Genomic DNA, 20,747 nt, shown 5'->3' on the forward strand with positions numbered 1-20,747 from the left:
ACCAGTCCACACGCGGAACCACCGGACTGAGGAAAAGGGGGTGGGGTCACGGATACCCAAATCCAGTCCCGAGCTGGCTGCCGGGGACCTTCTCACCCACCCCCTATGGCCGCGAGTCCCTCACGATCTCCGTCCGGCACTACCCCGCACCGTAACCGTCACCACCGACAACGCCCCGCCCTACCAACACCCCACCTTCGAACGGAGATCCGACCCGTGCACGACCAGCACCACAACGCCCCCACCCACCCCGAGCGGACAGCGACCAGTCCAGCCCCCGGCGGAGCAAGTTGTGCGCTGGGACACTCCCCCGTCGGTGGAGCGTCCCTGGCCGCAGCCTCCGCCCCGGGGGCGGCGCAGGACACCGGCCGCCGGGGGACGGCCGCTGCGGGGTGCGGGCCCGAGGGCGGCCCCGCACCAAGGACGAGCTCACCGCGTACGCGCCCGCAGCGTCGTATCCGCACGCGTCAGAACAAGCAGCGCGCAGCCGTCAGCGTCAGGCTCAGCACCACAGAGCGTGCCCATCTGAAAGCCGCCGCCGACCACACCGGTGCCAGCCTGGCCAAATTCATGGCCCAGGCGTCCCTGGCCGCAGCCCACGACGTCAACCGCGTAGCGGCGAACCTCCTCGACCTGCGCGGCACCATCCGCGAACTCGTCGCCGCACGAACCGACCTGGCCCGCGTCGGCAACAACGTCAACCAGATCGCCCGCACGGTCAACGCCGGCGGCGACCCGATCGGCGCCGAGGCCACGCTCCTCGCCGTCCGACACGCCGCCGACCGACTCGAAGCGGCCGCCCAGGCTCTGACCGAGCGCGCGTGATCCCCTCCATCCACAAGCCGGGCTCGAACTCGGCCGGTGCGATCGGCTACCTCTACCGAACCGGCCGCGGCCACGAGGCCCACACCGACCCCCACCTCGTCGCCTCCTTCGACGGCCTGGCGCCCGACCCCGGCCGCAACCCCGCAGCGACGTTCAAGCAACTGGCCGCCTACCTCGACCTGCCAGTCAAGGCCATCGATCCGGCCGAACGTCCCGACAAGCCTGTCTGGCACTGCTCAGTCCGCGCCGCTCCCGAAGATCCCGTCCTCACCGACTACCAGTGGGCAGACATCGCCCGCCGCATGACCGCCGCCACCGGCATCGCTCCGACAGACGACGACGGCGCCTGCCGGTGGATCGCCGTCCGACACGCCGACGACCACATCCACATCCTCGCCACCAAGGTCCGCCAGGACGGCGGCAAACCCCGTGACTCCTACTCCTACAAACGCGCCCAAGCCGAAGCCCGCCGCATCGAGATCGACTACGGGCTGCGCCGTGTCACCTCCGGCGACGGCACCGCCGCCAAACGCCCCACCCGCGCCGAAACCGAGAAGGCCCAACGCACCGGCCGACAGAGCACGCCGCGCGAGCAGCTCCGCGCCACGATCCGCACCGTCGTCGCCGTCTCCACCAGCCCCGAGGAGTTCTTCCGCCTGCTTACCGCCAGCGGCATCACGACCGAGGTCCTGCGGATGCCCTCCGGTGACATCCGCGGCTACAAAGTCGCCCTCGACGGCGACATCAACGCCGAGGGCCAGCCCATCTGGTTCGCCGGCTCCACCCTCGCCCCCGACCTGTCCTACCCCCAGATCCGCAACCGCCTCACCGCAACCGAACCGCCACCGACCGGCACCCGCAGGCCCAATCCCTGGCACCAGGCCACCGCCGCCACCGAACGCATCCCCCGCCACCTCGACCGACCCGACGACCCAGCCTCCCAGGCCCACATCACCGCCTTCGCCGAAGCCCTAGACGCCCTCCCCTTCTATGCACCCGTAGACCTGCGATCCCAGCTCCGCCAGGCCGCCCTCGACTTCGAACGCGCCAGCCGCTCCCGTATCCAAGCCGACCACCAGCACGCCCGCGCCCTCCGCGGAGCCATCCACGCCATCGCCAGGCAACCCGTGACCAGCGATGGAGCGGCCGTCGCCGTGTTCCTCGACAGTGCCGTCCTCGCCCTGATCGCCATCCAGCGCTGGCACGCCGCCCGCCACCACGACCAGCAGGTCGAAGCCGCCCGCCGCACCCTCGCCAACCTCCAGACCGCCTACGACCAGGCCGCAGCCGTACCCCTGGCCGCCCTCGCCGACCGTCGTCCACCACGAGCAGCCGCTGAACGCCACGCCCAGCAAGTACACGAATTCATCCCCACCCACGCCGACCGGATCCTCAACGACCCCACCTGGCCGGCCCTCGCCACCGCCCTCAGCGACGCCCGGACCGCCGGCCACGACCCCGCCCATCTCCTCCGCCAAGCAGCCGACCAACGAGCACTCGACGACGCCCGATCCCCTGCCCAAGTCCTCACCTGGCGCCTCCAACGCCTCACCCAGCGCCCCGCGCCGAGCCCCCAAGCCCAAGCAGCGATGGCCCGCAGCACACTTACGCACCAAGACAAGGCCCACTCAGCGCCTCCAATACCCCGGCCGCCAAGTGGCGACCCCATGTCCACCTACCGTCGCGGCCGCTGAGCCGAGGATTCGAGCAGCAGCCTGGGCAAGGTCAGATCCCAGGAATGCCCCCACAGCACCTCGTCGGGCTTTGGCTAGGCGCCACGCTTACCCGGCCCCCCCTACCAGCACCGATCAGGTTGTCATCAGCCCACCCGGGCTACTGACGACCTGATCGGGCCCCTCCAGCGAAACCTCAGCCCCAGGCCCTCCTGGGCTGATGACGGCGCTGCGCTTCGTGGCGCCGTTCATGACGGCAACGAAGTTGCGAGCCCTCCCGGGCTGATAACGGCCCAGGCCACGTCGACCAGGTCGCGCAGGTCCACATGTAGTGAGCACTCCAGGGCTGATGACGGCCCCTGTACCCGCACGCGAACATCCCGCGGAGGGCTTGTTGCGAGCCCTCCAGGCTGATGACGGTCCCAACACTGCCTGATCAGAGAGATATCGCCATGTCGTTGCGAGCCCTTCTGAGCTGATGACGGCGCACCGGGTGTGTAGCGTCCACGGCGGGAGCGTCGCGTTGCGAGCCTTCGTGGGCTGATGACGGCCGCACACGGTCACCAGTGGCGGCCCGGCCAACACTTATTGCGAGCCCTTCAGGGCTAATGACGGCGTCAGCGGTAGCGCCCGTGGTAATAGCGTTAGTGCGGTTACGAGCCCTCCAGGGCTGATCACGGCGCTGGTCCAGGTCGCCGCCGTCGCCGTTGCCTGGATGTTGCGAGCCCTCCAGGGCTGATCACGGCCCGCCATCCGCGACGTCCTCGACGTGCCCTCCGCGTTGCAAGCCCTCCAGGGCTGATCACGGCGGCGTTGGCTCTTGAGCGTCTCCAGGTAGCCGGAGTGTTGCAAGCCCTCCAGGGCTGATCACGGCTCGACGTCGACGCCATCGAGCAGCACACCGCCGCCTGTTGCAAGCCCTCCAGGGCTGATCACGGCGTCTCCAGGAAGATCCGGCGGAGGGCGGTGCCCTAGTTGCAAGCCCTCCAGGGCTGATCACGGCCGTGCTGGCGCATCGCCAACTGCTCGCACTCTGCAGGTTGCAAGCCCTCCAGGGCTGATCACGGCAGGCCGCGGCTGGCGTCGCGCATGGCGCGCAGCTGTTGCAAGCCCTCCAGGGCTGATCACGGCCGCCATAGTCGGCTCCGGCCTCTGGCTCATGCACGTGTTGCAAGCCCTCCAGGGCTGATCACGGCCCGCCGCTGTTCCAGGCCACACAGGTGACCACCCAGTGTTGCAAGCCCTCCAGGGCTGATCACGGCCCCAAGCCCGGGGCAACCATGCCATCTTCACCCGTTGTTGCAAGCCCTCCAGGGCTGATCACGGCCGGCCGCCCGGACTCCAGCGGATCCACCCTCACGGCGTTGCAAGCCCTCCAGGGCTGATCACGGCCGCGGACCCGCAGCCGCTGATGGCGCCGCTCACGCGTTGCAAGCCCTCCAGGGCTGATCACGGCGCCACGGCCTTGCCCATCCCGAACAGGACGAGGGGTTGCAAGCCCTCCAGGGCTGATCACGGCCGGACGAGACGCACCTCTACGTGCTCCCCGAGCTGCGGTTGCAAGCCCTCCAGGGCTGATCACGGCTGCCTTCTTGGAGCACTGCGCCCCGTTGGCCGGCACGTTGCAAGCCCTCCAGGGCTGATCACGGCGTCCGCCCATATGGTGGGTGCGCAGTCCGCCACCTGGTTGCAAGCCCTCCAGGGCTGATCACGGCCGCGGGCCGGCAACCGGTGGGCAACCGGCGCTGCTCGTTGCAAGCCCTCCAGGGCTGATCACGGCCCGACGGTAAAATCGCAGGTCAGAAGACCCTCTGCGCGCCTCCGCAGGTGCCATTCTGCAGCAGTGCATCGGTAATGCATCGCCGCAGGTCAGAGGATGTCGCCGGGCCCGCCCAGCGGAACCCCGAGGGTCGTGGACTCGACGAACTCGGGGGACCGTGCCGTGTACGTCACGATGCTGTCGTAGTCAGGGTCGATCGCCGTGCCGAGGGCCGACATCAGGGCACGGTACTGCGCCGCAGTGAGCTCGCCCTGGAAGACGCTGCGCTGGGTCCAATGGAGGTATTTGCGGCAGGTCTTGAGGACCTTCGGGTTGCGTTCGACGGCGGTGTCGTAGACGAGGATCACGAACACGGCCGGCTCACCACCAGGGCCGGAAGGGCTTGTACGGCGTGCCCTCCAGGCAGAGGCGGACGAGCTTGAGGGCCTCCAAGTGGATGAGCTCTTCGTAGGAGACCTGGCGCTTCAGGGTGCGGTGGTGGACGGTCGTCGCCAGTTCCTCGCGGACGAGGGCGGCGATCTTCTTGCGGCCGTCCTTGCTCAGCGAGGCGCGGCCGACGTCCGTCTCGAAGTCGCTCTGCTTGAGGTGCTTCTGCGCTGCCGTGCGCTTCAGAAGGCGCTCGGCGAAGAGGGGCTTGAAGGGCTCGGCCAGGTCGAGAGCGAGGGTGTTGCGGCGGCGGTCGGTGTCGGCGTGCAGGAAGCCGATGGCCGGGTGGAGGGGGGTGCTGCGCAGCGCGGTCAGGACGCGGGCGTAGACCAGGGAGTTGAGGTAGCTGACGAAGGCGTTGCCGGCGTTCGTCGGCGGTCGGCGGGTGCGGCCGTTGAGGCGCAGCCAAGGGGGGAGCTGGGTGTCCAGGACGGCCCACGCGGTACGGCGGAAGTTGCCTTCCTGGCCCATGAGCGCGTCGGTGTCCTCGCAGACGGGGACGGCCGAGCGAAGCGCGTCGAGAGCCGGGTCAAGGAGATCGGTGTCCAGGGCCCAGCGCAGGTTCTCGGCGGTGGTCAGGACGAGGGAGCGGGCGACGGCCAGGCGGGCGGCGGGGTCGGCAGTGAGTTCGACCTGGCGGCGTACGACGCCGGCGGAGGCCATCGACTCCGCGGGCGCGAAGTGACCGGCGTGGTTGCCGTAGTGGTCGAGGACGTGGAGGGTGACGCCGTTGCGGCTCAGGAGCGACATCGCGGAGGTGTTGACGTCGACGTTGTCGAAGGCGATGAGGTCGCGGATGTCGGTGATCGGGATGCGTACCGGGCTGCCGTCGGGGCGTTCGACGCGGACGCTGTTGTCCTCGCGGCGGATGCGGCAGGGTTCGGTCAGCCAGTAGGTGCGGCCGACGGCGGCCATGGGTCAGTCTCCCCAGCAGTAGTCGGTGTACGAGCACCCGCGGCATTTCCCGCGGGTGAGGCGGCCTGGCGGTTCCGGAGCGGCGATGACGGCCCGGGCTTCGTCTTCGGCGGTCTCGGCCAGTTCGCGTGCCTCGTCGTCCCACGGGACGTCCGTCGTACGACGGATCAGCGGGTAGTGGACGATGCCGCCGCGAACGTTGATGCCGCGGCGCTCCAGAAGCAGGCAGTAATGGCGTACTTGGGCGTCGTGGGCGACCGACGGGGCGCGAGAGGACTTCGTCTCGTGGACGATCGCTCCGGTCGTCACCCAGTCGATGCGGGCTTCGCCGAGGTCGATGTCGCGGCGGCGGGTGAAGGTGGTCTCGTCCACGACCTCCCCGAAGGCGACGAGGTCGCTGCGGGCCTCGGGGCGGTATCCGCGCATGTACAGCCAAAGTTGGCGCGGGCAGTGGTGCAGGTACTTGATGTGGACGCCGCCGAGTGACTGCTCGTCCTCGGCGGGGTCGAGCGGGATCGCGTTCACAGGATGGTCTCCGGCTCGGGCGGTCGGCGCAGGCCCAGGACCGGGTCGTAGGTGCCTTCGATGAGGAAGATCCCCAGGTGCCGGTCGAATTCGGCGTTGTAGATCTTGAGCTGGCCGTAGCGCAGCGGGATGAGCAGGCCGGAGGCGAGGAGGGGGTCGCCGTGCCGGCCCGAGACGAGTCGGCGGTATTCGTCGAGGTCGTCGCGGAGCAGCACCTCGGCGGTGTCGAAGCGTTCGCTGAGTGCTTTGGCGTACTCGCTCCGGTCGTGGAAGGGGTCGGTGAAGGTCAGGAACTCCGCCGTGAAGGCGTCCCGCGCGTCGCGAGCCCGCCGCAGCCAGTCGTGCCCCCAATCGGTGTCGTAAGCGAGGGCCAGCAGCCGGTCGATGTCCTGTTCACCGAGCGTGTCGGCGCCTTCCGCGATGAGGGCGTTCAGCGCGGACCAGGCGGCCTCGACGGCACCCTGCTCGTACGGACGGAAACCGGTCCCGCGGTGGACGCGGAATTCCACCGGGCCCTGCGGATGGAGTCCCCGCCGATTGACCCGGCCAGCCCGCTGGGCGACGGCTTCGACGGGCGCGTTCTCCACCGCGCCGCGGTCGAAGTCCAGCGTCAGGGAGACCTCGACGGCCTGGGTCGCCACGACCAGCCCTCCCCGCAGTTCCGAATCGCCTGCCCTCCGTTCGGGATGCCTGCGCAGCAGCCGGCGCTCGATGGCGTCGCGGTCGCGGTTCTTGAAACGGGAGTGGAGCAGCAGTGCGGCGTGCGGGTCGCCAGGTCGGGCGTCGCGGGCCTGGTCGGCGAGTGCGGCGAACAGCTTCTGTGCGGCGTCGACGGTGTTGACGACGGTGAGCACGCTGTGGCCCTCGCCGAGCCAGTCCCTCAGCCGCGCCACGCTGCCGGAATCGCCGATCGGCTGCTCGTCGAGGACGAGCCGGTGCCTGAGCGGTGCGGTGCCGGGCGGCGCCTTGTGGAGGGTGACGTGCTGCTCGACGCTCTCGTCGATGAGGGTGAGCAGCTGCGGTGCGAGCGTGGCGGACAGCACGGCGAAGCGGCTGCCAAGCTGCTCCCACAGCCGGGCGGCGGCGCAGACCCGTCCGAGGATCTCCGGCTCGTAGGCGTGCAGTTCGTCCATCACGAACAGGCAGTTGGCTTGTTCCAGCAGTACGGAGGAGTGCGAGGGCCCGGCGATGGCGCCGCTGAGGAGCTGGTACGGGGTGGCGACGCGTACCCGTTGGGTGAACAGGCGCATGGCGTTGGCGCGTACCCGTGCCTTGACGGCGTCGCCCTTGTCAGGAGCGGTCCGCGCAGGGCTCTCCGCTCCGCAGTCCTCCTCGACGGCCTGGTAGAGCAGGGTGCGTGCGACCGCTCCGTGGAGGAGGCCGATGTCGGCCGTGCGCTCGCCGGGCGCGGGTGCGAGGCCCTTCTCGAAGCGCCGGCGGATGGCGTTGAGCGAGGCGCGGTAGGGCAGGGTCCACACGACGCGGGGCTGGCCGGGCATGGTGGTGGTCTGCCTGGCTGCCCACGCGAGGCCGGCTTCGGTCTTGCCGCTGCCGGTCGGCGCGACGAGGACGAGGTGGCCGAGGGTCGCCCCGGCCTCGCGCTGGTGCATGTGGGCGGGGTACGGGAGCCGGTCAAGGTAGTCGGGTAGCAGCGGCATGTACGTCTGCAGTGCCTCGTGGGCCGAGCCGGCGTGGTCGGCGAGGGTGAGGGCCCCTTGCGCGAGGACGGCCAGCAGGCCCGAGTGCGGCTTCACCGGGCCGCGCCAGGCGTCAAGGACGTCGGTGAGGGCCCAGCTGGCGCGGTGCGCCAACGGCGGGTCCTCGCGGCCGGCCGGTGGTGGGTCGATCGCGAGGAAGCCGGTGAGCCACGCGAGGAACTGCTGGTGCAGATAGCGGGGTACCTGCACCACGGTGCCGCCCGGTCCGGGTGTGGCACCGAATGCCTCGTCCCACCGCGTCCGTGCGTTGTACACGCGCGAGAGCGCCGGCTTCCCTCCGCCGAGCGAGGATGCCGCGTGCAGGGCGCGGTGGTGGGACGCGACCAGGGTGGCGATCAGGAGTCGTTCGGTGGCGCTCCATCCCGCGGCCGGCGCGAGCAGGTCGACGTAGGCGAGCGAGAGGACTTCGTGCCGCTCCCCCCACACGGTCCCGCCGGGCTCGACCTGCCGCTGGAATCCCTCGGCGATCTTGCCCGCGTCGTGCAGGAGTGCCGCACGGCGTACTGCTGTCCAGAAGCCGGGGTGCGTCGCGATCGGTCCCGGGGCGGCGATGCGTGCCTCGATCTGCGCCACGGCGTCGTACACCGCCCGCAGGTGGGTGGTCAGCCGCTCCGGGTCCTGGACCGGACGGGACTTGGCGCGCAGGTCGGCGAGGCTGCGGTGCTGTGCGCCCGGTGTCAGAGGGCCAGCAGCCATACGGCCCGGCCTCCGTCCGGGTCACGGAGAGCGCCGGACACCGGATGCTCGCCGGTGGGTTCGTCGCACCACAGGTAGTCCGACCACGACGTCGTCAGCCGGTCGAGGGACACGCGGCTCGCCATGCGGTACGAGAAAGCCGTACCCACCGGGTGCCCGTCCTGCGGCGCGAGGGCGTGATCCACCACCGCGGCCTTGGCCGGCTCCAGTTCCACCCGCCCCAGGTCCTTGAGATGAACGACGTCCTGCGAGCGGCCCAGACGCAGCGGCCAGCGCGGACGGCGCAGCGCGCGGGCGATGCGCTCCCCGTCCGGCTCGGGGAGCCACACAGTCAGGTGCACGCCGACGAGGAAGGGGCGGTCCCTGATCGTCATCCCGCCCTTGACCGCCCGCACCCGGCCTCCGGAGGACGGGTTGGTGCCGTCGGCCGAGATGGGGTGGTACGTCTCGGTGTCGACGCCGTCGCCTTCGGAGCACGCCGCCATCCCCAGGACGACCGGCTCCTGCGGCTCCCCGGTGGCCGCCGCCAACAGGCCGCGCACGGTGGACGGCGGCGGCACAGGCAGCCCGCGGGTGAGACCGGGGAAGAGAGGATCACGGAAGGACGCCACGGGAGCGTAGAACTCCGCGCGCCAGGCCGGAACGGGTGCGGGCGACGTCCGCTGGGACGGGATCACCGGACCGCGTGCCGTACGGGGTCGTCGAACCAGGCGTTGAGCGTGCCGTCACGCAACTCCTCCGCCAGCTTCAGCAGCACGGTCCGGGGGTGGCCGATCACGATCGTCCCGTCGGCGATCTCCTTGGCGCACTGCTTCTCGAAGTCCTCGCGGGCCTGGTCGCGGAAGCCAGGGCGCCACCCGATGCGTACCGGCGCCTCCCACTCCCCCTGCCACGCCTCCAACTCCTGGCGCAGGACGTCGCCGCGCACGCGCACGCCGGTGTCCATGTCGCTGTCGATGACGTTGGCCAGCGGGTTGATGCCGCCCTTGAACGGCACCAGGACCAGCAGCGACGGCACCCGGTCGCCGTAGTGCAGCGCCTGCTTGGCGCCGCCGCTGAGGTGGGCCATCGCCTCCAGCAGCAGCGCGGCCCGCCGGGTGCGCTCCTCCAGCGGGAGCCGCACGGCCGGCTGGTCCCGGAAGCGCAGCGGGCTCGCGCCGAGCGCGGTGGCCTCCGCGACCTGGAGGGCCTGCTCCTCGCTGAGGTAGTTGGGGCGGCCCACACCGTCGACGTTCGGAAGCGTGAACGTTCCGATCCGCGGCAGATCCAGCAGGAACGGGGCCGCGAGGTCCGCGGTGTAGAACTCGTGCCCGTGCAGCACGGGTTCGGTCACCCCGCGGGACATCACTCCGAAGTCGACGGCCGGGTAGACCGGTTCGACGGACATCAGCGTGCCGAGCATGAACGGGCTGTCCCGCAACGTCGTCGCCGAGTCGTCCCGCTTGGCGCCGGCCCGCATGTACCCGAACAGGTCGTCGTCGGCGAACTTGACCGGGTTCGCCTCCGTGTTGGCCTTCTGCGCTTTGCCCTGCGCCTTGCCCACCCGGGTCACCGGGGAGGGCACCGAGCCGAGTTCGACCATGCCGTCCCGAATCCAGCGGCGCACCGCCTGCGCGGAGACGTACGGATGCCTGCGCCCGCGCACCTGGGCGTATTTCACGCGTGCGGTGGTGTCCTCACTCTTGCCGTTGTTGGGCGCGCCCGCCTGGACAGCGAGGACAACGGTGCCCGCCAGATAGCTCATTACGCCGGTCCCATGCTGTAGTCGCTTGCCTCGAAGTCCTGGTCCTGGTTCTCGTCGAAGGGCGGCCGATCGAGTTCGGCCTCGATCTCCCGCTCCTGCTCGGGGTCGGCCACCTTCGCGCCGACCGCGACGCCACGCTGCTGGAGCAGCACCAGCACGCGCGCGAAGAGCAGCATCCGCTGCTCCCAGGCCCGTGGGCGGCGCCCGATCAGCGGCGCCCAGTATTCGGGCCCGGCCACGGGCGTACCGGTGGCGTCCATCTGCAGGCGCACGGACGCCTGAATCAGGAGCTGCCCGAGCTTGTAGTCGCTCAGCGCGGCGTTCTTGTACTCGGCGAGGCGCCCGCGCGGGCTGCTGCCCCGGGCGATCCACTCTGCGAGCACGACGGCCACGGGCTCCAGGTCCGTTGTCATTCCGTAGACCTCTTCGGCGTAGATGTAGGCGAGTCGGGTCAGGGCGTCCCGGTCGCCGAGGTTCCAGGAGTCATCTGTCTCCCACAGCAGGTAGTGCAGTTGCAGCAGCAGAGACCGGCTTCGGCCGTCCTCGGCCTCGAACAGCAGCCGCGCGGCCTCCCCCGCCCCGCCCGCAGTGACCCGGCCCTCGGCGTCGTACCGCGTGAGCGCGCGCCGCAGCACGTTCCAGCCGCGCCGCAGCGAGGCGTTGCCGTCGACCGTCGCGAGGAAAACGGAGACGGCGCGGCGCGTGCGGGTCACCCGCAGCCACGGCTCCTGGTTGTCGTTCTTGAACGTCCACAGCGTCGTGGCACACAGCTCCGAGGCCGCCGCATCACGCAGAGCGGTGACCGCGACCAGCTCGGCACGCGCACCGGCCGCGAGACCGCTGAATCCCGCATGCATGACGCGCCGCGCGCGCTGGACGTTGCGGCGGGCGAACTCCCGCTCTGCCGCGTCCTTCTCACACGACAGCACAGTCGCCGAGCCGGCGGTGACCCACGAGCCGTAGGGCAGCGCCCACATCGCGATCCGGCAGCCGCGGCACACCGGCCAGCCACGAGCGCCGGGCGGCAGGGTGTTGAGCGCCTTGCTCGTGTCGAACAGCGGCAGATTCGACTTCGCCCAGACCGCGCCGGCGCCCGTCCCGCAGAAGGTGCACGGGTTGCGGAGCGCCTGCGGCGCGTCGGCGGCGAAGAGATTCTCGATGTCCGGACGCAGCACGTCCCGATCCGAAGGACGCTTGCTGTGCGTGGCCTTCGAGTTCGGATACAGCGCGAACAGGACCTTCCACCAGTCGTAAGCCGGCTTGTCCTTCGGAGCAGTCGCCGCCACACAGACGTCGTCCACGAGGCGCGACGCCACCGCGTCGAGGTCGTCGGCCGTCAGGTCCGCCGGCTGGCTCCGCCCGGCCATGACCGCAGCGGCCCAGGCCCCGGCCCGCTGCAGCGGATGGCTCGTGGCGACCAGCGCCGACGCCGCCGTCACTCCACCCATCCGAACCCCTGGATCGTGTCCAGCCCGACCCCCCACGAGCGCAAGGCGTCCACGAACCGGGCGTCGGCCTCCATCGCGAGCCGGACCCGCGCCCCGATCCTGGGCGCCCCCCGCACCGCGAACCTCCGCCGCGGACCCGCCTCCAGCACCCGGACCCCGCGCGGAGCGGGCAGGCCGAGCACGTCCGCCTTGTGCGCGAGGTTGTGCGTCACGCGCTCCAGGTAGAAGTCGTCACCGGGCAGAAGGTCTCGTCCGTCATGCCGGACCACGACCGGCGTCGCGGTGGCCACCTCGACGGGCCCGTCCGCGACGCTGCCCTCTCCGATGTCGACGGTGAAGCCCCGCACCCGCAGCTTGACGGTCCCCCACTCGATCTCCGTCCGCCGGGCCAACGCGGCCACCAGCGCCGAGGCGATCTCCGGAACGGGCGAGGCGAACCACACCGACCCCTGCGGCGAGGTCGTGTAGACCCCCTTCTTCCGCCGCGCCCCCCTGAACCGCGGACACGCCACACCAACCGGTTTCAACGGCTGACCCCGCCACCCCTCGTCGTGCAACGACTGGGCGAGAACAGGGTCGTGCTCACGAAGCAACCCGTAGACCACGCCACGGGCGGGACGGTGCAGATCGTCCCAGGCAAGGGACGGCGCGTCCGAGACGACATCGACTCTCAAGCGCATGCCCACCTGCCGGAGTTCCGCCGGCCGGGCCGGGTGAGAGGGGTTAAGGCGACATCCATGGCGAGCAACCTAGCATTGAGAATGCCCATAGAAGGCAATTTCATATGAAAGATCATGATAGCTCCCTAGATATGCTATGCCAGCTCAGGATGACCGAAGAGAACCCAGCGGGGCCACCACACGGTCAGCAAGTTAGCTGCCCCCGCTGACAACAGGCCCCGACCGACCATCCCTCCGACCGACACTCACTAGGCTGAGGGACGCGATGCATCAAACCCAAAACGCTCTGACCTGCGGTGTTGCACTACCGCCGAGTCGCTGCAGAATCGACCGGAAAGCGGCCCCGTGGACGGCCGCTGGCCTGGGCCTTTACCCTCGGGGTCGTCATCAGCCCGGGAGGGCTCGCAACGACTGCGTGTACGCGAAAGCCGCGCCCGAGACCTCCGGTCGTCATCAGCCCGGGAGGGCTCGCAACATGAGGAGGTCCGCGAATTCACCGCGGAGAAAACCGCGGTCGTCATCAGCCCGGGAGGGCTCGCAACCTGAGTGATTTCCGGGCTGCCCGGGCACGAGGACCGGGTCGTCATCAGCCCGGGAGGGCTCGCAACGCGGGGGGCGGCCATCGTCGTCCACCCCCTACTCGAGGTCGTCATCAGCCCGGGAGGGCTCGCAACACTGGCTCCGACGACACACCCGACGGCGCCCCCGAAGGTCGTCATCAGCCCGGGAGGGCTCGCAACGGCCGGGCAGCCTGGATCATGGCGCGGGCGACTGCGGGTCGTCATCAGCCCGGGAGGGCTCGCAACCCGCGTGCGGCACCTCCCCACCGAGCCCGGACGACCCAGGCTGTTTCAGCCCGGGAGGGCTCGCAACAGGTCCGGCACGGCCAGGGTGAGGGTCTGCTCACGGGTCCGTCATCAACCCGAAGGGCTCATAACGCGCAGGCGGGGTCGACGTCCCCGGCGGTGATCACAGTCCATCATCAGCCCGGTGGGGCTCGCACTGTACGGCCCGTCGGGCCCTCATCGTGCCTGCTCCCGAAGCACTTCGCTGACTTGAGAGGGAGGGTTGCTGTGCGGCCACGCATTCCCGCGGACCCGCTTCTGCTCGTCGTTGAGATATCCGTACTGCCAACCCAGGTGACCGCTTGAGCAGCGGCGTCGGCGAGGAGGAAAGCGCGCAGGCGGCGTGGCTGTCTCTGTACCGCGGCCGAACTGGGCAGATGCCCGAGCCCCCGGCCCGGGGCGCAATCCCCATGGGCCCAATCCACAGAAGCCGCTGTCGCTCCGCGTTGAGTCGGTGCCGAAAACGGGCTTCCCACGGCCGAGGAGCAGGCAACGGTAGCGCTGCGGAGCAGCACCGCAGATGACTCCGGTCTTCCTCCCGCACTCGTGTACCGCCGACCGCGTCCCCTCCATGCTGACTACGCGCCGTCCGGTGATCTCTCGGTGGTCAACCCGGCGGCGACGAGCTCAGCGTGGCAGCATCGGCGGGATCCAACCAGCGCCCGGTCGTGGGTGACCTGCCTTACGCCCCTGGTAGCGGTGCCCCGGCGTCACGCATCGTGGAACCCCCTGCTGCGTTCGACGTCCGTGACTTCGTTTGCCGCGACCTCGCACTCGACTCGTGCTGCCGTGGCGTAGTGGCTCAAGACGTCCTTTCCAAGAAGGTCTGCCCAGGCCGCGCTGTTCTGGAAGGCGGACAGAGCGGTCGGCAGGTCCGCCGGCAGCAGCGGGAGGTCACTCTGGGCATAGGTGCTGCCGCTGGCCGCGAGCGGCGGCTGCATCTCCTGCGCCATGCCACGGCGGCAGGCGGCCAGGACCGCCGCGACCGCGAGGTACGGATTGGCGTCGGCACCGGGAATCCGTACCTCCAGGTGCAGGCCGGCACCGTGACCGGTGACACGCACGGCCGCGGTCCGGTTGTCCCAACCCCAGGCGACCCGCGTGGGCGCGAAGGAGTCCGGCCGCAGGCGCTTGTACGAGTTGGGGTACGGCAGCAGCAGCGGCATGGCGTCTGGCAGGAGGTACAGGAGGCCGGCGACTGCGTGCGCTCCCGCCGCCGACAGGCCCCTGCCCTCGGCGGGGAACACCGGCTCGTCCGCACGCCACAGCGACACGTGGATGTGCATCCCGTTGCCGATGCCGGTATCCGGTGCCGCCATGAAGGTCGCGGTGCTGTCCGTCCAGGGCGTGACCGTCTTGACGATGTGCTTGAAAACCACGTGATCGTCCGCAGCGTTCAGCGCGTCGCCGTACCGGAAGGTGGCCTCGATCTGACCGGGAGCCGCCTCCGTCTTCATCGCCTCCAGTGGCAGACCCGCACCGACGAGGGCCTGCTCGATCTCGTGCAGGTACTCGCGCACCCGGGGCGGGTGGACGAGGGCGTAGTCGAGGTTGCGCCCCGTGAGCGGCTGCAGCCTGCCCGGCGCCTGGTCGTCGACGCCGCGGTAGACGGTGAACTCCGTCTCCAGCCCGGCCCTCGCGCTGAGGCCCAGTTCGGCCAGAGCGGCGATCTGCTCGTACAGCACCTGCCTGGGGGCGACGGCTACCGGGCGACCGTCCGCATGCTCGGCGTCCGCTAGGACGAGTACGCCGCCGCCGGGCCACGGCATACGGCGCAGGGTGCGGAGGTTCGGGACGAGGCGGATATCGCCGTAGCCGCTGTCCCACGAGGCGAGGTCGAAGCCCGGTACCGGGCGCATTCGGGTGTCAGTGGCCAGCAGGTACGCGCACGCCTCCGCGCCGGCGCCGGACAGCAGCTGCTGCTGGACGAAACTCGGCGCATGGTGGCGCTTGCCGACGAGGCGACCGTGCATGTCCGCAAGTGCGAGCAGGACCGTGTCCACTTCGCCGGCCTCGACGAGTGTGCGCAGTTCGTCCGGGGTGATCGGTCCCCCGGGGGCCTTCATACCGGTCTCGCTCATCACACGATCCCCTCGGCGTACTGGGCCAGTTCCGCCTCGCCGGTGATCTGGGCCGCGTCGTAGGTGCGCCGACCTGCGACACGCCACCAGATCGCGGCCAAGACGAGCACCACCGCGAGGGCGGCCGGTGCGTAGTTGAAGGAGGCGACGGTGATCCGGTGGTGCTCGGGGCGGTTCTGGGGCAGGCAGAACAGGACGGTGACGAAGCCGACCCAGGCGACCGCGACCCAGCCCACCACCGTGCTCCAGCGGCCGAGGTGCCATGGCCCGCGCTGGAAACGCCGACCTGCGCGCAGACGTAGGTAGATCGGAATGGCGTACGCGGGAGTGATGCCGATGACGTTGATCGCGGTGACCGCGCCGTAGGCGACCGTGCTGTACAGCGCCGGGAGTGCGAGGACGGCCGCCACGCCGACCGCCAGCCATACGGCGAGGACCGGTGTGCCTGTCCGTCCGGAGACCCGGCGCCACACCGGCGAGCCGGGCAGCGCGCCATCGCGGGAGAAGGCGAAGACCATCCGCGAGCAGGCGGCGACCTCGGCGTTGCCGCAGAAGAGCTGGGCGACGATCACGATCAGCAGCAGCGCCTTGGCGCCGCCGGAGCCGAGGGCGTCCAGGAAGATCTGGGCCGGCGGGACACCGGTCGCGGTGGCCTGCGTGCCTGCGTAGTCCTGGATGGCGTAGGTCAGACCGGCAAGCAGGACGAAGCCAGCGAGCCAGGACCAGCCGATGGCGTGGACGATGCCACGTGGTGCGCTGACCTGCGCGCGGGTGGTCTCCTCGCTGAGGTGCGCGGAAGCGTCGTAGCCGCAGAAGGTGTACTGCGCCAGCAGCAGGCCGATCAGCACGACGTACCAGTTGTGGGACCAGCCCGTGTCGTTGACGAAGGTGGTGAACATGAAGTGCGGCGACTGGTGGTGGGAGGGGACGAGGACCAGCGCGCCCACGATGACCGCCACGCCCGTCAGGTGCCACCACACCGATATCGAGTTGAGGACGGTCACCAGGCGGACCCCGAAGAGGTTCAGAACCGCGTGCAGCAGGAGGATGCCGAGGTAAATCAGCATCGTGCGGCCTGGCGTCGGCTGGAAGCCCCACTGGAGGTTGGCGAAGGCGCCAGTGAAGAGCGCGGCTCCGTAGTCGATGCCCGCGATAGCGCCGAGCAGGCCGAGCAGGTTCAGCCAGCCGGTGTACCAGCCCCAGCGCGGGCCGCCGAGCCGGTTGGCCATGTCGAAGAGCGCGCCCGAGGTCGGGTACGCGGAAGTGACTTCGGCCAGGGCGGCGCCCACGAAGAGCACCATCGCCCCGACGACGACCCAGCCCCACAGCATGACCGCGGGGCCTCCCGTAGCCAGGCCGAAGCCGTACAGGGTCATGCAGCCGGACAGCACGGAGATGACCGAGAAGCTGATCGCAAAGTTCCCGAAGCCGTTCATCCGCCGGCTCAGTTCGGGCTCGTAGCCCAGTTCGCGCAACAACCGGTCGTCGTCCAGTGTCGGCGGGTGGGGGCCGTTGTGGGCATGGGACATGGCAGGACTCCGTTGGGGAGGAGGAACAGGGCAGGACGAGGGTGGATAGGCACCGGCCGCCTTTGACCGTCAGGCAGGACCGGCCCGCGGTGGCCCGGCGAAGGCGAGGCACTGGCCGCGGGCCCGTAGGAACTCGTTGATGCCGGCCTGCGGGTCGCCGGGATCGGACGCCACGAAGCTCCACGGCTGAGTGGCCATGTAGGGGCCGATGGCGGCAAAGACGCCTGCTGCTTCCGCGTACCGGTGACCGGCCCACAGGGCGTGCGCCAGGTAGTTCAGGTCGAGTGGAGAGCGTTCAAGAGGCGGGGAAAGGTCGAACCAGCCCTTGAGGGCTCGTTGTACGTCGTCGGTGACGGGCTCCCGGGTCCACTGGGCTCGTCCGATGGCGTCGTAGCGGCCACGCTCACGCTTGTCCCGGTAGTGCTGGGCGTACGCGTACAACGGCAGCACCAACAGGGCCGAACCGGACTGCCATGGGACCCAGGACTTCACCCAGTGCGCGAAGTGGAGCGCGGCCGCCGGCCCGCCGAGCGGCTGGGCGAGCAGTGTGCGGAGGACGCGGTGATGGCCTTCCCTGTTGAACGGATCGCGGCGCTGGACTTCCCGGAGCAGCCCCCACGGTCCCGGCGGCAGGAGCCGGTCCGGTGGACGGAGATGGTGTTCCGGACGCCGCTGCTCCAGGTCGAGCTGGGCGAGGGCGAGCAGGCACACCCACGGAACCGGATCGGGCGGGGCCGCCCGCATTGCCAGGTGCGCCGACTCCCTCGCTCGTTTCGCCAACCCGGACGCCGACTCGTGGCCGGACTGCCAGGCGTGCAAGGCCCGCCCCACATCCACCCTGGCCCGCATCATCAGGGCATCCGGGTTGGTCGGCTCTTCGGTGAGCCATGTCCTGACGACGTGCGACCGGGCTGCGGCAGCGGCCAGCACCTGTGAGCGTGCGGTGCGCAACGCCCAGGCGGTTCCGGTTCGCGCAAGCAGGTCGCGCATGGGCATCCAGCGTCCTACTCGTACTTCCTCCACTGCCTTGCGCAGGTCGGCATCGTGCGCGGCCGGGTGGAAGGACGGCCGGAATTCCGACGGCTGGGTACTCACCGGCCACCACTCCCACGGCCGCCGCCCGCTGTGCGCGGTGCACAGGTATCAGCGTGGTGCCCTCCGGGCCCGGAGCGGGTGCGGTGCGCCCTCATCGGAATGCCTCATCGCTGACGCACGTGCCCGCCGCCATGCGCAGCGCCTGAAGCAGTGCGCCCGCGTCGGTCAGCAGCGCGCCGCGCTCCGGGTGGATACGCCACCACGGTCCGGGCCCCTGCCTGCGGCACCTGTCCGGGACGACCAGATGCTGGTGCAAGCCGAGGGGACGGGTTCCCGGCACATCCCACCCGGCCGTGGCGCCCGGGACGACGAACCAGTAGAGCGCGGGTTCGCGTGGGTCCTCGATGACGGCTCCGCTGCGGTCCCCCAGAGCGAGCAGCACGGGCCGGGCGACGGGAGCGTGCACACGCACGGCGTCCCATCCGTGTCCGGCAGCCTGGATCTGGTAACCGGTGATGCTTCGTACCGCGGGTCCCCGGAGGACATGGACGGACATGGCAACGGCTCCTTGCCGTTGGGGGCAGTGGAGCAGCAATAGTGACGACACACGAGTCCTCTTTCGAGGACCCTGACAGGACGTCAAGAGGTCGCAAACAGGGCTCAGCCGACGTAAAAAGAGTGAACGCGTGCCGCGATGGGGACATGACTGGCAGGCTCAGGGCAGAGCTCTCACTCCGGAGGCAGCGATGTCGCGTCCCGCAGGAAACACCCGGTTGAAGTCCGCTCGTGTCGCGGCCGGTTACAACTCACAGCAGGCGCTGGCGGACGCCATCACCGCCGCTGCGCCCAGGTTCGGCATCCGCGGACTGGCGGTCGGCGTCCGGCAGGTCAGGCGCTGGGAGTCAGCGACGCCTCCGTGGCCACAGCCCGATGTCCACCGCGTCCTCACCCACCTGCTCGGCCAGTCGATGGAGGACCTCGGTTTCACTCCGCCGTGGGAGGAAAGCGGACCATCCGCCGGCACGGCGCGCCGAACCTCGTCGGCCGCTCCCGCTTCCACCGCCCAGTTGGCAAGAATCCCGAAGCAGACCGGGCTCCCGGCACAGCCTGCCAGTGTCGCCCGCGACTTCGAGGCCGTGACAAGGGCCCACCGGCACCTCTACTGGTCGGTCACCCCAACGGACCTGCACCCCGCCATCCTGGAACACGCCCGTCTGGGCATCGCCCTGCTTCCGGCTCTGGCGGACCCGGCCCGGCGCACTCTCGCGGCGGCCCTGGCCGAGTCCTACCTCCTAGCCGGCCGCATCGAGTTCTTCGACCTCCGCCAGCCGGACCGAGCCGGCGAGACCCTGCTGCGTGCGCTGCAAGCAGCCGGCGAGGCCGACGACCCGCTACTCGGATCGGCGGTCCTGGCCCACACGGCCTTCATCCCCGGCTGGGCCGGGGACCGCGACGGTGCGGCCGAGCGGATGATCGCGGCCCGGACGTACGCACGCCGCGGTCCGGCGTCGGCGGAGTTCGTGGCGTGGCTGGACGCGGTCGAAGCCGAGTGCGAGACCCGCTGCGGTGACACCCGGACCGCGCTCAATCTCATCGCCCACGCCGAGGACGTCCTGACTGCCGGTTCCGAGCACGCCACGCCGGCGTGGATGGACTGGTTCAGCCCCGCCCGGCTGGCCGCCTTCAAGGGCAACGTCCAACTGAAAGCCGGCCACTTGCCTCAGGCGCGGGCGACCCTCGGTGCCGCTCTCGAGGACCTGCTTCCGGAGGCGGAGAAGCAGCGCAGCGTCCTACTCGGTGATCTGGCCGCCGTCGAAGCTGCTGCCGGCGACCCGCAGGCGGCCTGCGCGTACGCGATCCGCGCCCTGGAGCAGCTCGCCCTCACCTGGTACGCAACCGGCATGGAACGGGTACGCGAGGTCCGCCGCGCGCTGACGAAGTGGCAGAACGAAGACTGCGTCCGCGACCTCGACGACCGCCTCTACGCGTGGGGGACGACCGTCAGCGCCCTTCAGCATTGATTTTGGCGATGCGGTCCGGCAGCTCGGCAAGGGAGTCGATGCGCATCGTCGCTACGGCGTCGGCGTCCGGGTCATTCTGCTGAATGGTTCCCCACGGTCCGCGGCGGATCAGCGCGGTCAGAAGCCCCGCCTCCGCCGCTGGCCGGATGTCGTTGTCCAGCCGGTCGCCGACGTACAGGATCTCCTCCGGACGGGCCGGCGCCGCCTGGATGACGTGCTCGAAGAAGGCGACGTCCGGCTTCGAGGCGCCCCAGTCGTCGCTGGTCGCGATGAGATCGGCGGGCAGGTCGAGTCCACGGAGCAGTCCACCGGCGCGTACCGTCTGGTTGCCCGCGACCCCGACCCACAGGCCGGCCGCGCGCAGAGCGGACAGCGTCGGCCGCACGTCGGGGTACAGGTCGTCCTCCCCGAACCACTCGGGCTTCCCGGCCTCTGCCCGGCGCTCGCGCTCCGCGGTGAGATCGAAGCCGGGCCGGAAGACCTGGAACGTCTCGCGGTAGTCCCGGCCCTGTGCGATAACCGCGCCGAACACCGCCGCGAACGTGTGCCTGGGGACCCCCAGCCAGTCCGCCCACGTGCCGTACTCCCTGGTCTCGTCCACCAGGCACTCACCGACGTCGAACACCACAGCGCGAATCATGCAAGGCAGCGTAACCGGCACCGAAGGACCCGGGCCGCCCTATCGGCGGTGGTAGCCGCACGCAGAGCCCCACGACCCCCCAGCGTCCTCTCGGCGACCTCTGGAAGTCCTTGAGTGGTGCCGTGGGCGCCGTCAGGATAGCTCCGCCGTCGTCGGAACTGCCGCG

General features: G+C 70.3%; 16 protein-coding genes and 2 CRISPR repeat arrays. Of the genes, 3 read left to right on the forward strand and 13 right to left on the reverse strand.

Annotated features, from left to right (window positions below; translation table 11 throughout):
• The first annotated feature begins 105 nt into the window (after positions 1-105).
• Positions 106-825, forward strand: coding sequence for a plasmid mobilization protein (locus tag HCN08_RS36995; protein ID WP_407648901.1), 720 nt, complete (start codon positions 106-108; stop codon positions 823-825).
• Entirely contained in the window at positions 822-2,519 is a 1,698-nt protein-coding gene (locus tag HCN08_RS36290) for a relaxase/mobilization nuclease domain-containing protein (protein WP_322974722.1), read from the forward strand. The genes HCN08_RS36995 and HCN08_RS36290 overlap by 4 nt, the downstream gene beginning before the upstream one ends.
• Before the next feature lie 436 nt (positions 2,520-2,955).
• Positions 2,956-4,278: direct repeats of the CRISPR family, unit length 29 nt; unit sequence GTTGCAAGCCCTCCAGGGCTGATCACGGC.
• 89 nt (positions 4,279-4,367) lie between these two features.
• On the opposite strand, the gene cas2 is transcribed toward HCN08_RS36290, so the two are convergent.
• The 12 genes from cas2 to HCN08_RS27905 form a co-directional block, all read right to left on the reverse strand.
• Positions 4,368-4,631, reverse strand: coding sequence for a CRISPR-associated endonuclease Cas2 (gene cas2, locus HCN08_RS27850; protein ID WP_167986029.1), 264 nt, complete (start codon positions 4,629-4,631; stop codon positions 4,368-4,370).
• Between the two features lie 7 nt (positions 4,632-4,638).
• Entirely contained in the window at positions 4,639-5,619 is a 981-nt protein-coding gene (gene cas1b, locus HCN08_RS27855; RefSeq protein ID WP_167986030.1) for a type I-B CRISPR-associated endonuclease Cas1b, read from the reverse strand.
• 3 nt (positions 5,620-5,622) lie between these two features.
• Positions 5,623-6,144, reverse strand: coding sequence for a CRISPR-associated protein Cas4 (locus HCN08_RS27860; protein ID WP_167986031.1), 522 nt, complete (start codon positions 6,142-6,144; stop codon positions 5,623-5,625).
• A complete protein-coding gene (cas3, locus tag HCN08_RS27865; protein ID WP_167986032.1) occupies positions 6,141-8,558 on the reverse strand; it encodes a CRISPR-associated helicase Cas3' in 2,418 nt (805 codons plus the stop codon). The genes HCN08_RS27860 and cas3 overlap by 4 nt, the downstream gene beginning before the upstream one ends.
• Positions 8,540-9,235: a CRISPR-associated protein Cas5 gene (gene cas5 / locus HCN08_RS27870; protein WP_167986033.1), complete on the reverse strand. Its 696-nt coding sequence runs from the start codon at positions 9,233-9,235 to the stop codon at positions 8,540-8,542. The genes cas3 and cas5 overlap by 19 nt, the downstream gene beginning before the upstream one ends.
• Entirely contained in the window at positions 9,232-10,302 is a 1,071-nt protein-coding gene (gene cas7i / locus HCN08_RS27875) for a type I-B CRISPR-associated protein Cas7/Cst2/DevR (protein ID WP_167986034.1), read from the reverse strand. The genes cas5 and cas7i overlap by 4 nt, the downstream gene beginning before the upstream one ends.
• Positions 10,302-11,750, reverse strand: a complete 1,449-nt coding sequence (locus HCN08_RS27880) for a hypothetical protein (RefSeq protein WP_167986035.1) — start codon at positions 11,748-11,750, stop codon at positions 10,302-10,304. Before HCN08_RS27880 ends, cas7i begins: the two co-directional genes overlap by 1 nt.
• Positions 11,738-12,262, reverse strand: coding sequence for a CRISPR-associated endoribonuclease Cas6 (cas6, locus tag HCN08_RS27885; protein WP_322974724.1), 525 nt, complete (start codon positions 12,260-12,262; stop codon positions 11,738-11,740). The genes HCN08_RS27880 and cas6 overlap by 13 nt, the downstream gene beginning before the upstream one ends.
• A 547-nt stretch (positions 12,263-12,809) precedes the next feature.
• Positions 12,810-13,303: a CRISPR direct-repeat array (repeat unit 30 nt; unit sequence GGTCGTCATCAGCCCGGGAGGGCTCGCAAC).
• A gap of 682 nt (positions 13,304-13,985) precedes the next feature.
• Positions 13,986-15,356 (reverse strand): glutamine synthetase family protein, encoded by a 1,371-nt coding sequence (locus HCN08_RS27890; RefSeq protein WP_167986037.1) that lies wholly within the window; start codon positions 15,354-15,356, stop codon positions 13,986-13,988.
• Positions 15,356-16,885 (reverse strand): amino acid permease, encoded by a 1,530-nt coding sequence (locus HCN08_RS27895; protein ID WP_167986038.1) that lies wholly within the window; start codon positions 16,883-16,885, stop codon positions 15,356-15,358. Before HCN08_RS27895 ends, HCN08_RS27890 begins: the two co-directional genes overlap by 1 nt.
• Before the next feature lie 69 nt (positions 16,886-16,954).
• Positions 16,955-17,980 carry a hypothetical protein gene (locus HCN08_RS27900; protein ID WP_167986039.1) on the reverse strand — a complete coding sequence of 342 codons (1,026 nt, stop codon included), beginning with the start codon at positions 17,978-17,980 and terminating at the stop codon, positions 16,955-16,957.
• A 91-nt stretch (positions 17,981-18,071) separates the two neighbouring features.
• Entirely contained in the window at positions 18,072-18,476 is a 405-nt protein-coding gene (locus tag HCN08_RS27905) for a hypothetical protein (protein ID WP_206319318.1), read from the reverse strand.
• 190 nt (positions 18,477-18,666) lie between these two features.
• Here HCN08_RS27905 and HCN08_RS27910 point away from each other — a divergent pair, with 190 nt between their 5' ends.
• Positions 18,667-19,941, forward strand: coding sequence for a transcriptional regulator (locus HCN08_RS27910; protein ID WP_167986040.1), 1,275 nt, complete (start codon positions 18,667-18,669; stop codon positions 19,939-19,941).
• Here HCN08_RS27910 and HCN08_RS27915 read toward each other — a convergent pair.
• Positions 19,922-20,581 carry an HAD family hydrolase gene (locus HCN08_RS27915; protein ID WP_167986041.1) on the reverse strand — a complete coding sequence of 220 codons (660 nt, stop codon included), beginning with the start codon at positions 20,579-20,581 and terminating at the stop codon, positions 19,922-19,924. The two genes, HCN08_RS27910 and HCN08_RS27915, sit on opposite strands and share 20 nt — an antisense overlap.
• Positions 20,582-20,747: the final 166 nt, after the last annotated feature.

It is taken from the genome of Actinacidiphila epipremni, from assembly GCF_012034175.1.
Lineage (GTDB): Bacteria > Actinomycetota > Actinomycetes > Streptomycetales > Streptomycetaceae > Actinacidiphila > Actinacidiphila epipremni.

What these genes read in the sequence shown, in the direction of transcription:
- HCN08_RS36995 (WP_407648901.1), top strand. Translation starts at nt 106, where the DNA reads ATGGCCGCGAGTCCCTCACGATCTCCGTCCGGCACTACCCCGCACCGT.
- cas1b (WP_167986030.1), bottom strand. Translation starts at nt 5,619, where the DNA reads ATGGCCGCCGTCGGCCGCACCTACTGGCTGACCGAACCCTGCCGCATC.
- cas3 (WP_167986032.1), bottom strand. Translation starts at nt 8,558, where the DNA reads ATGGCTGCTGGCCCTCTGACACCGGGCGCACAGCACCGCAGCCTCGCC.
- cas7i (WP_167986034.1), bottom strand. Translation starts at nt 10,302, where the DNA reads ATGAGCTATCTGGCGGGCACCGTTGTCCTCGCTGTCCAGGCGGGCGCG.
- HCN08_RS27880 (WP_167986035.1), bottom strand. Translation starts at nt 11,750, where the DNA reads ATGGGTGGAGTGACGGCGGCGTCGGCGCTGGTCGCCACGAGCCATCCG.
- HCN08_RS27890 (WP_167986037.1), bottom strand. Translation starts at nt 15,356, where the DNA reads ATGAGCGAGACCGGTATGAAGGCCCCCGGGGGACCGATCACCCCGGAC.
- HCN08_RS27895 (WP_167986038.1), bottom strand. Translation starts at nt 16,885, where the DNA reads ATGTCCCATGCCCACAACGGCCCCCACCCGCCGACACTGGACGACGAC.
- HCN08_RS27905 (WP_206319318.1), bottom strand. Translation starts at nt 18,476, where the DNA reads ATGTCCGTCCATGTCCTCCGGGGACCCGCGGTACGAAGCATCACCGGT.
- HCN08_RS27910 (WP_167986040.1), top strand. Translation starts at nt 18,667, where the DNA reads ATGTCGCGTCCCGCAGGAAACACCCGGTTGAAGTCCGCTCGTGTCGCG.
- HCN08_RS27915 (WP_167986041.1), bottom strand. Translation starts at nt 20,581, where the DNA reads ATGATTCGCGCTGTGGTGTTCGACGTCGGTGAGTGCCTGGTGGACGAG.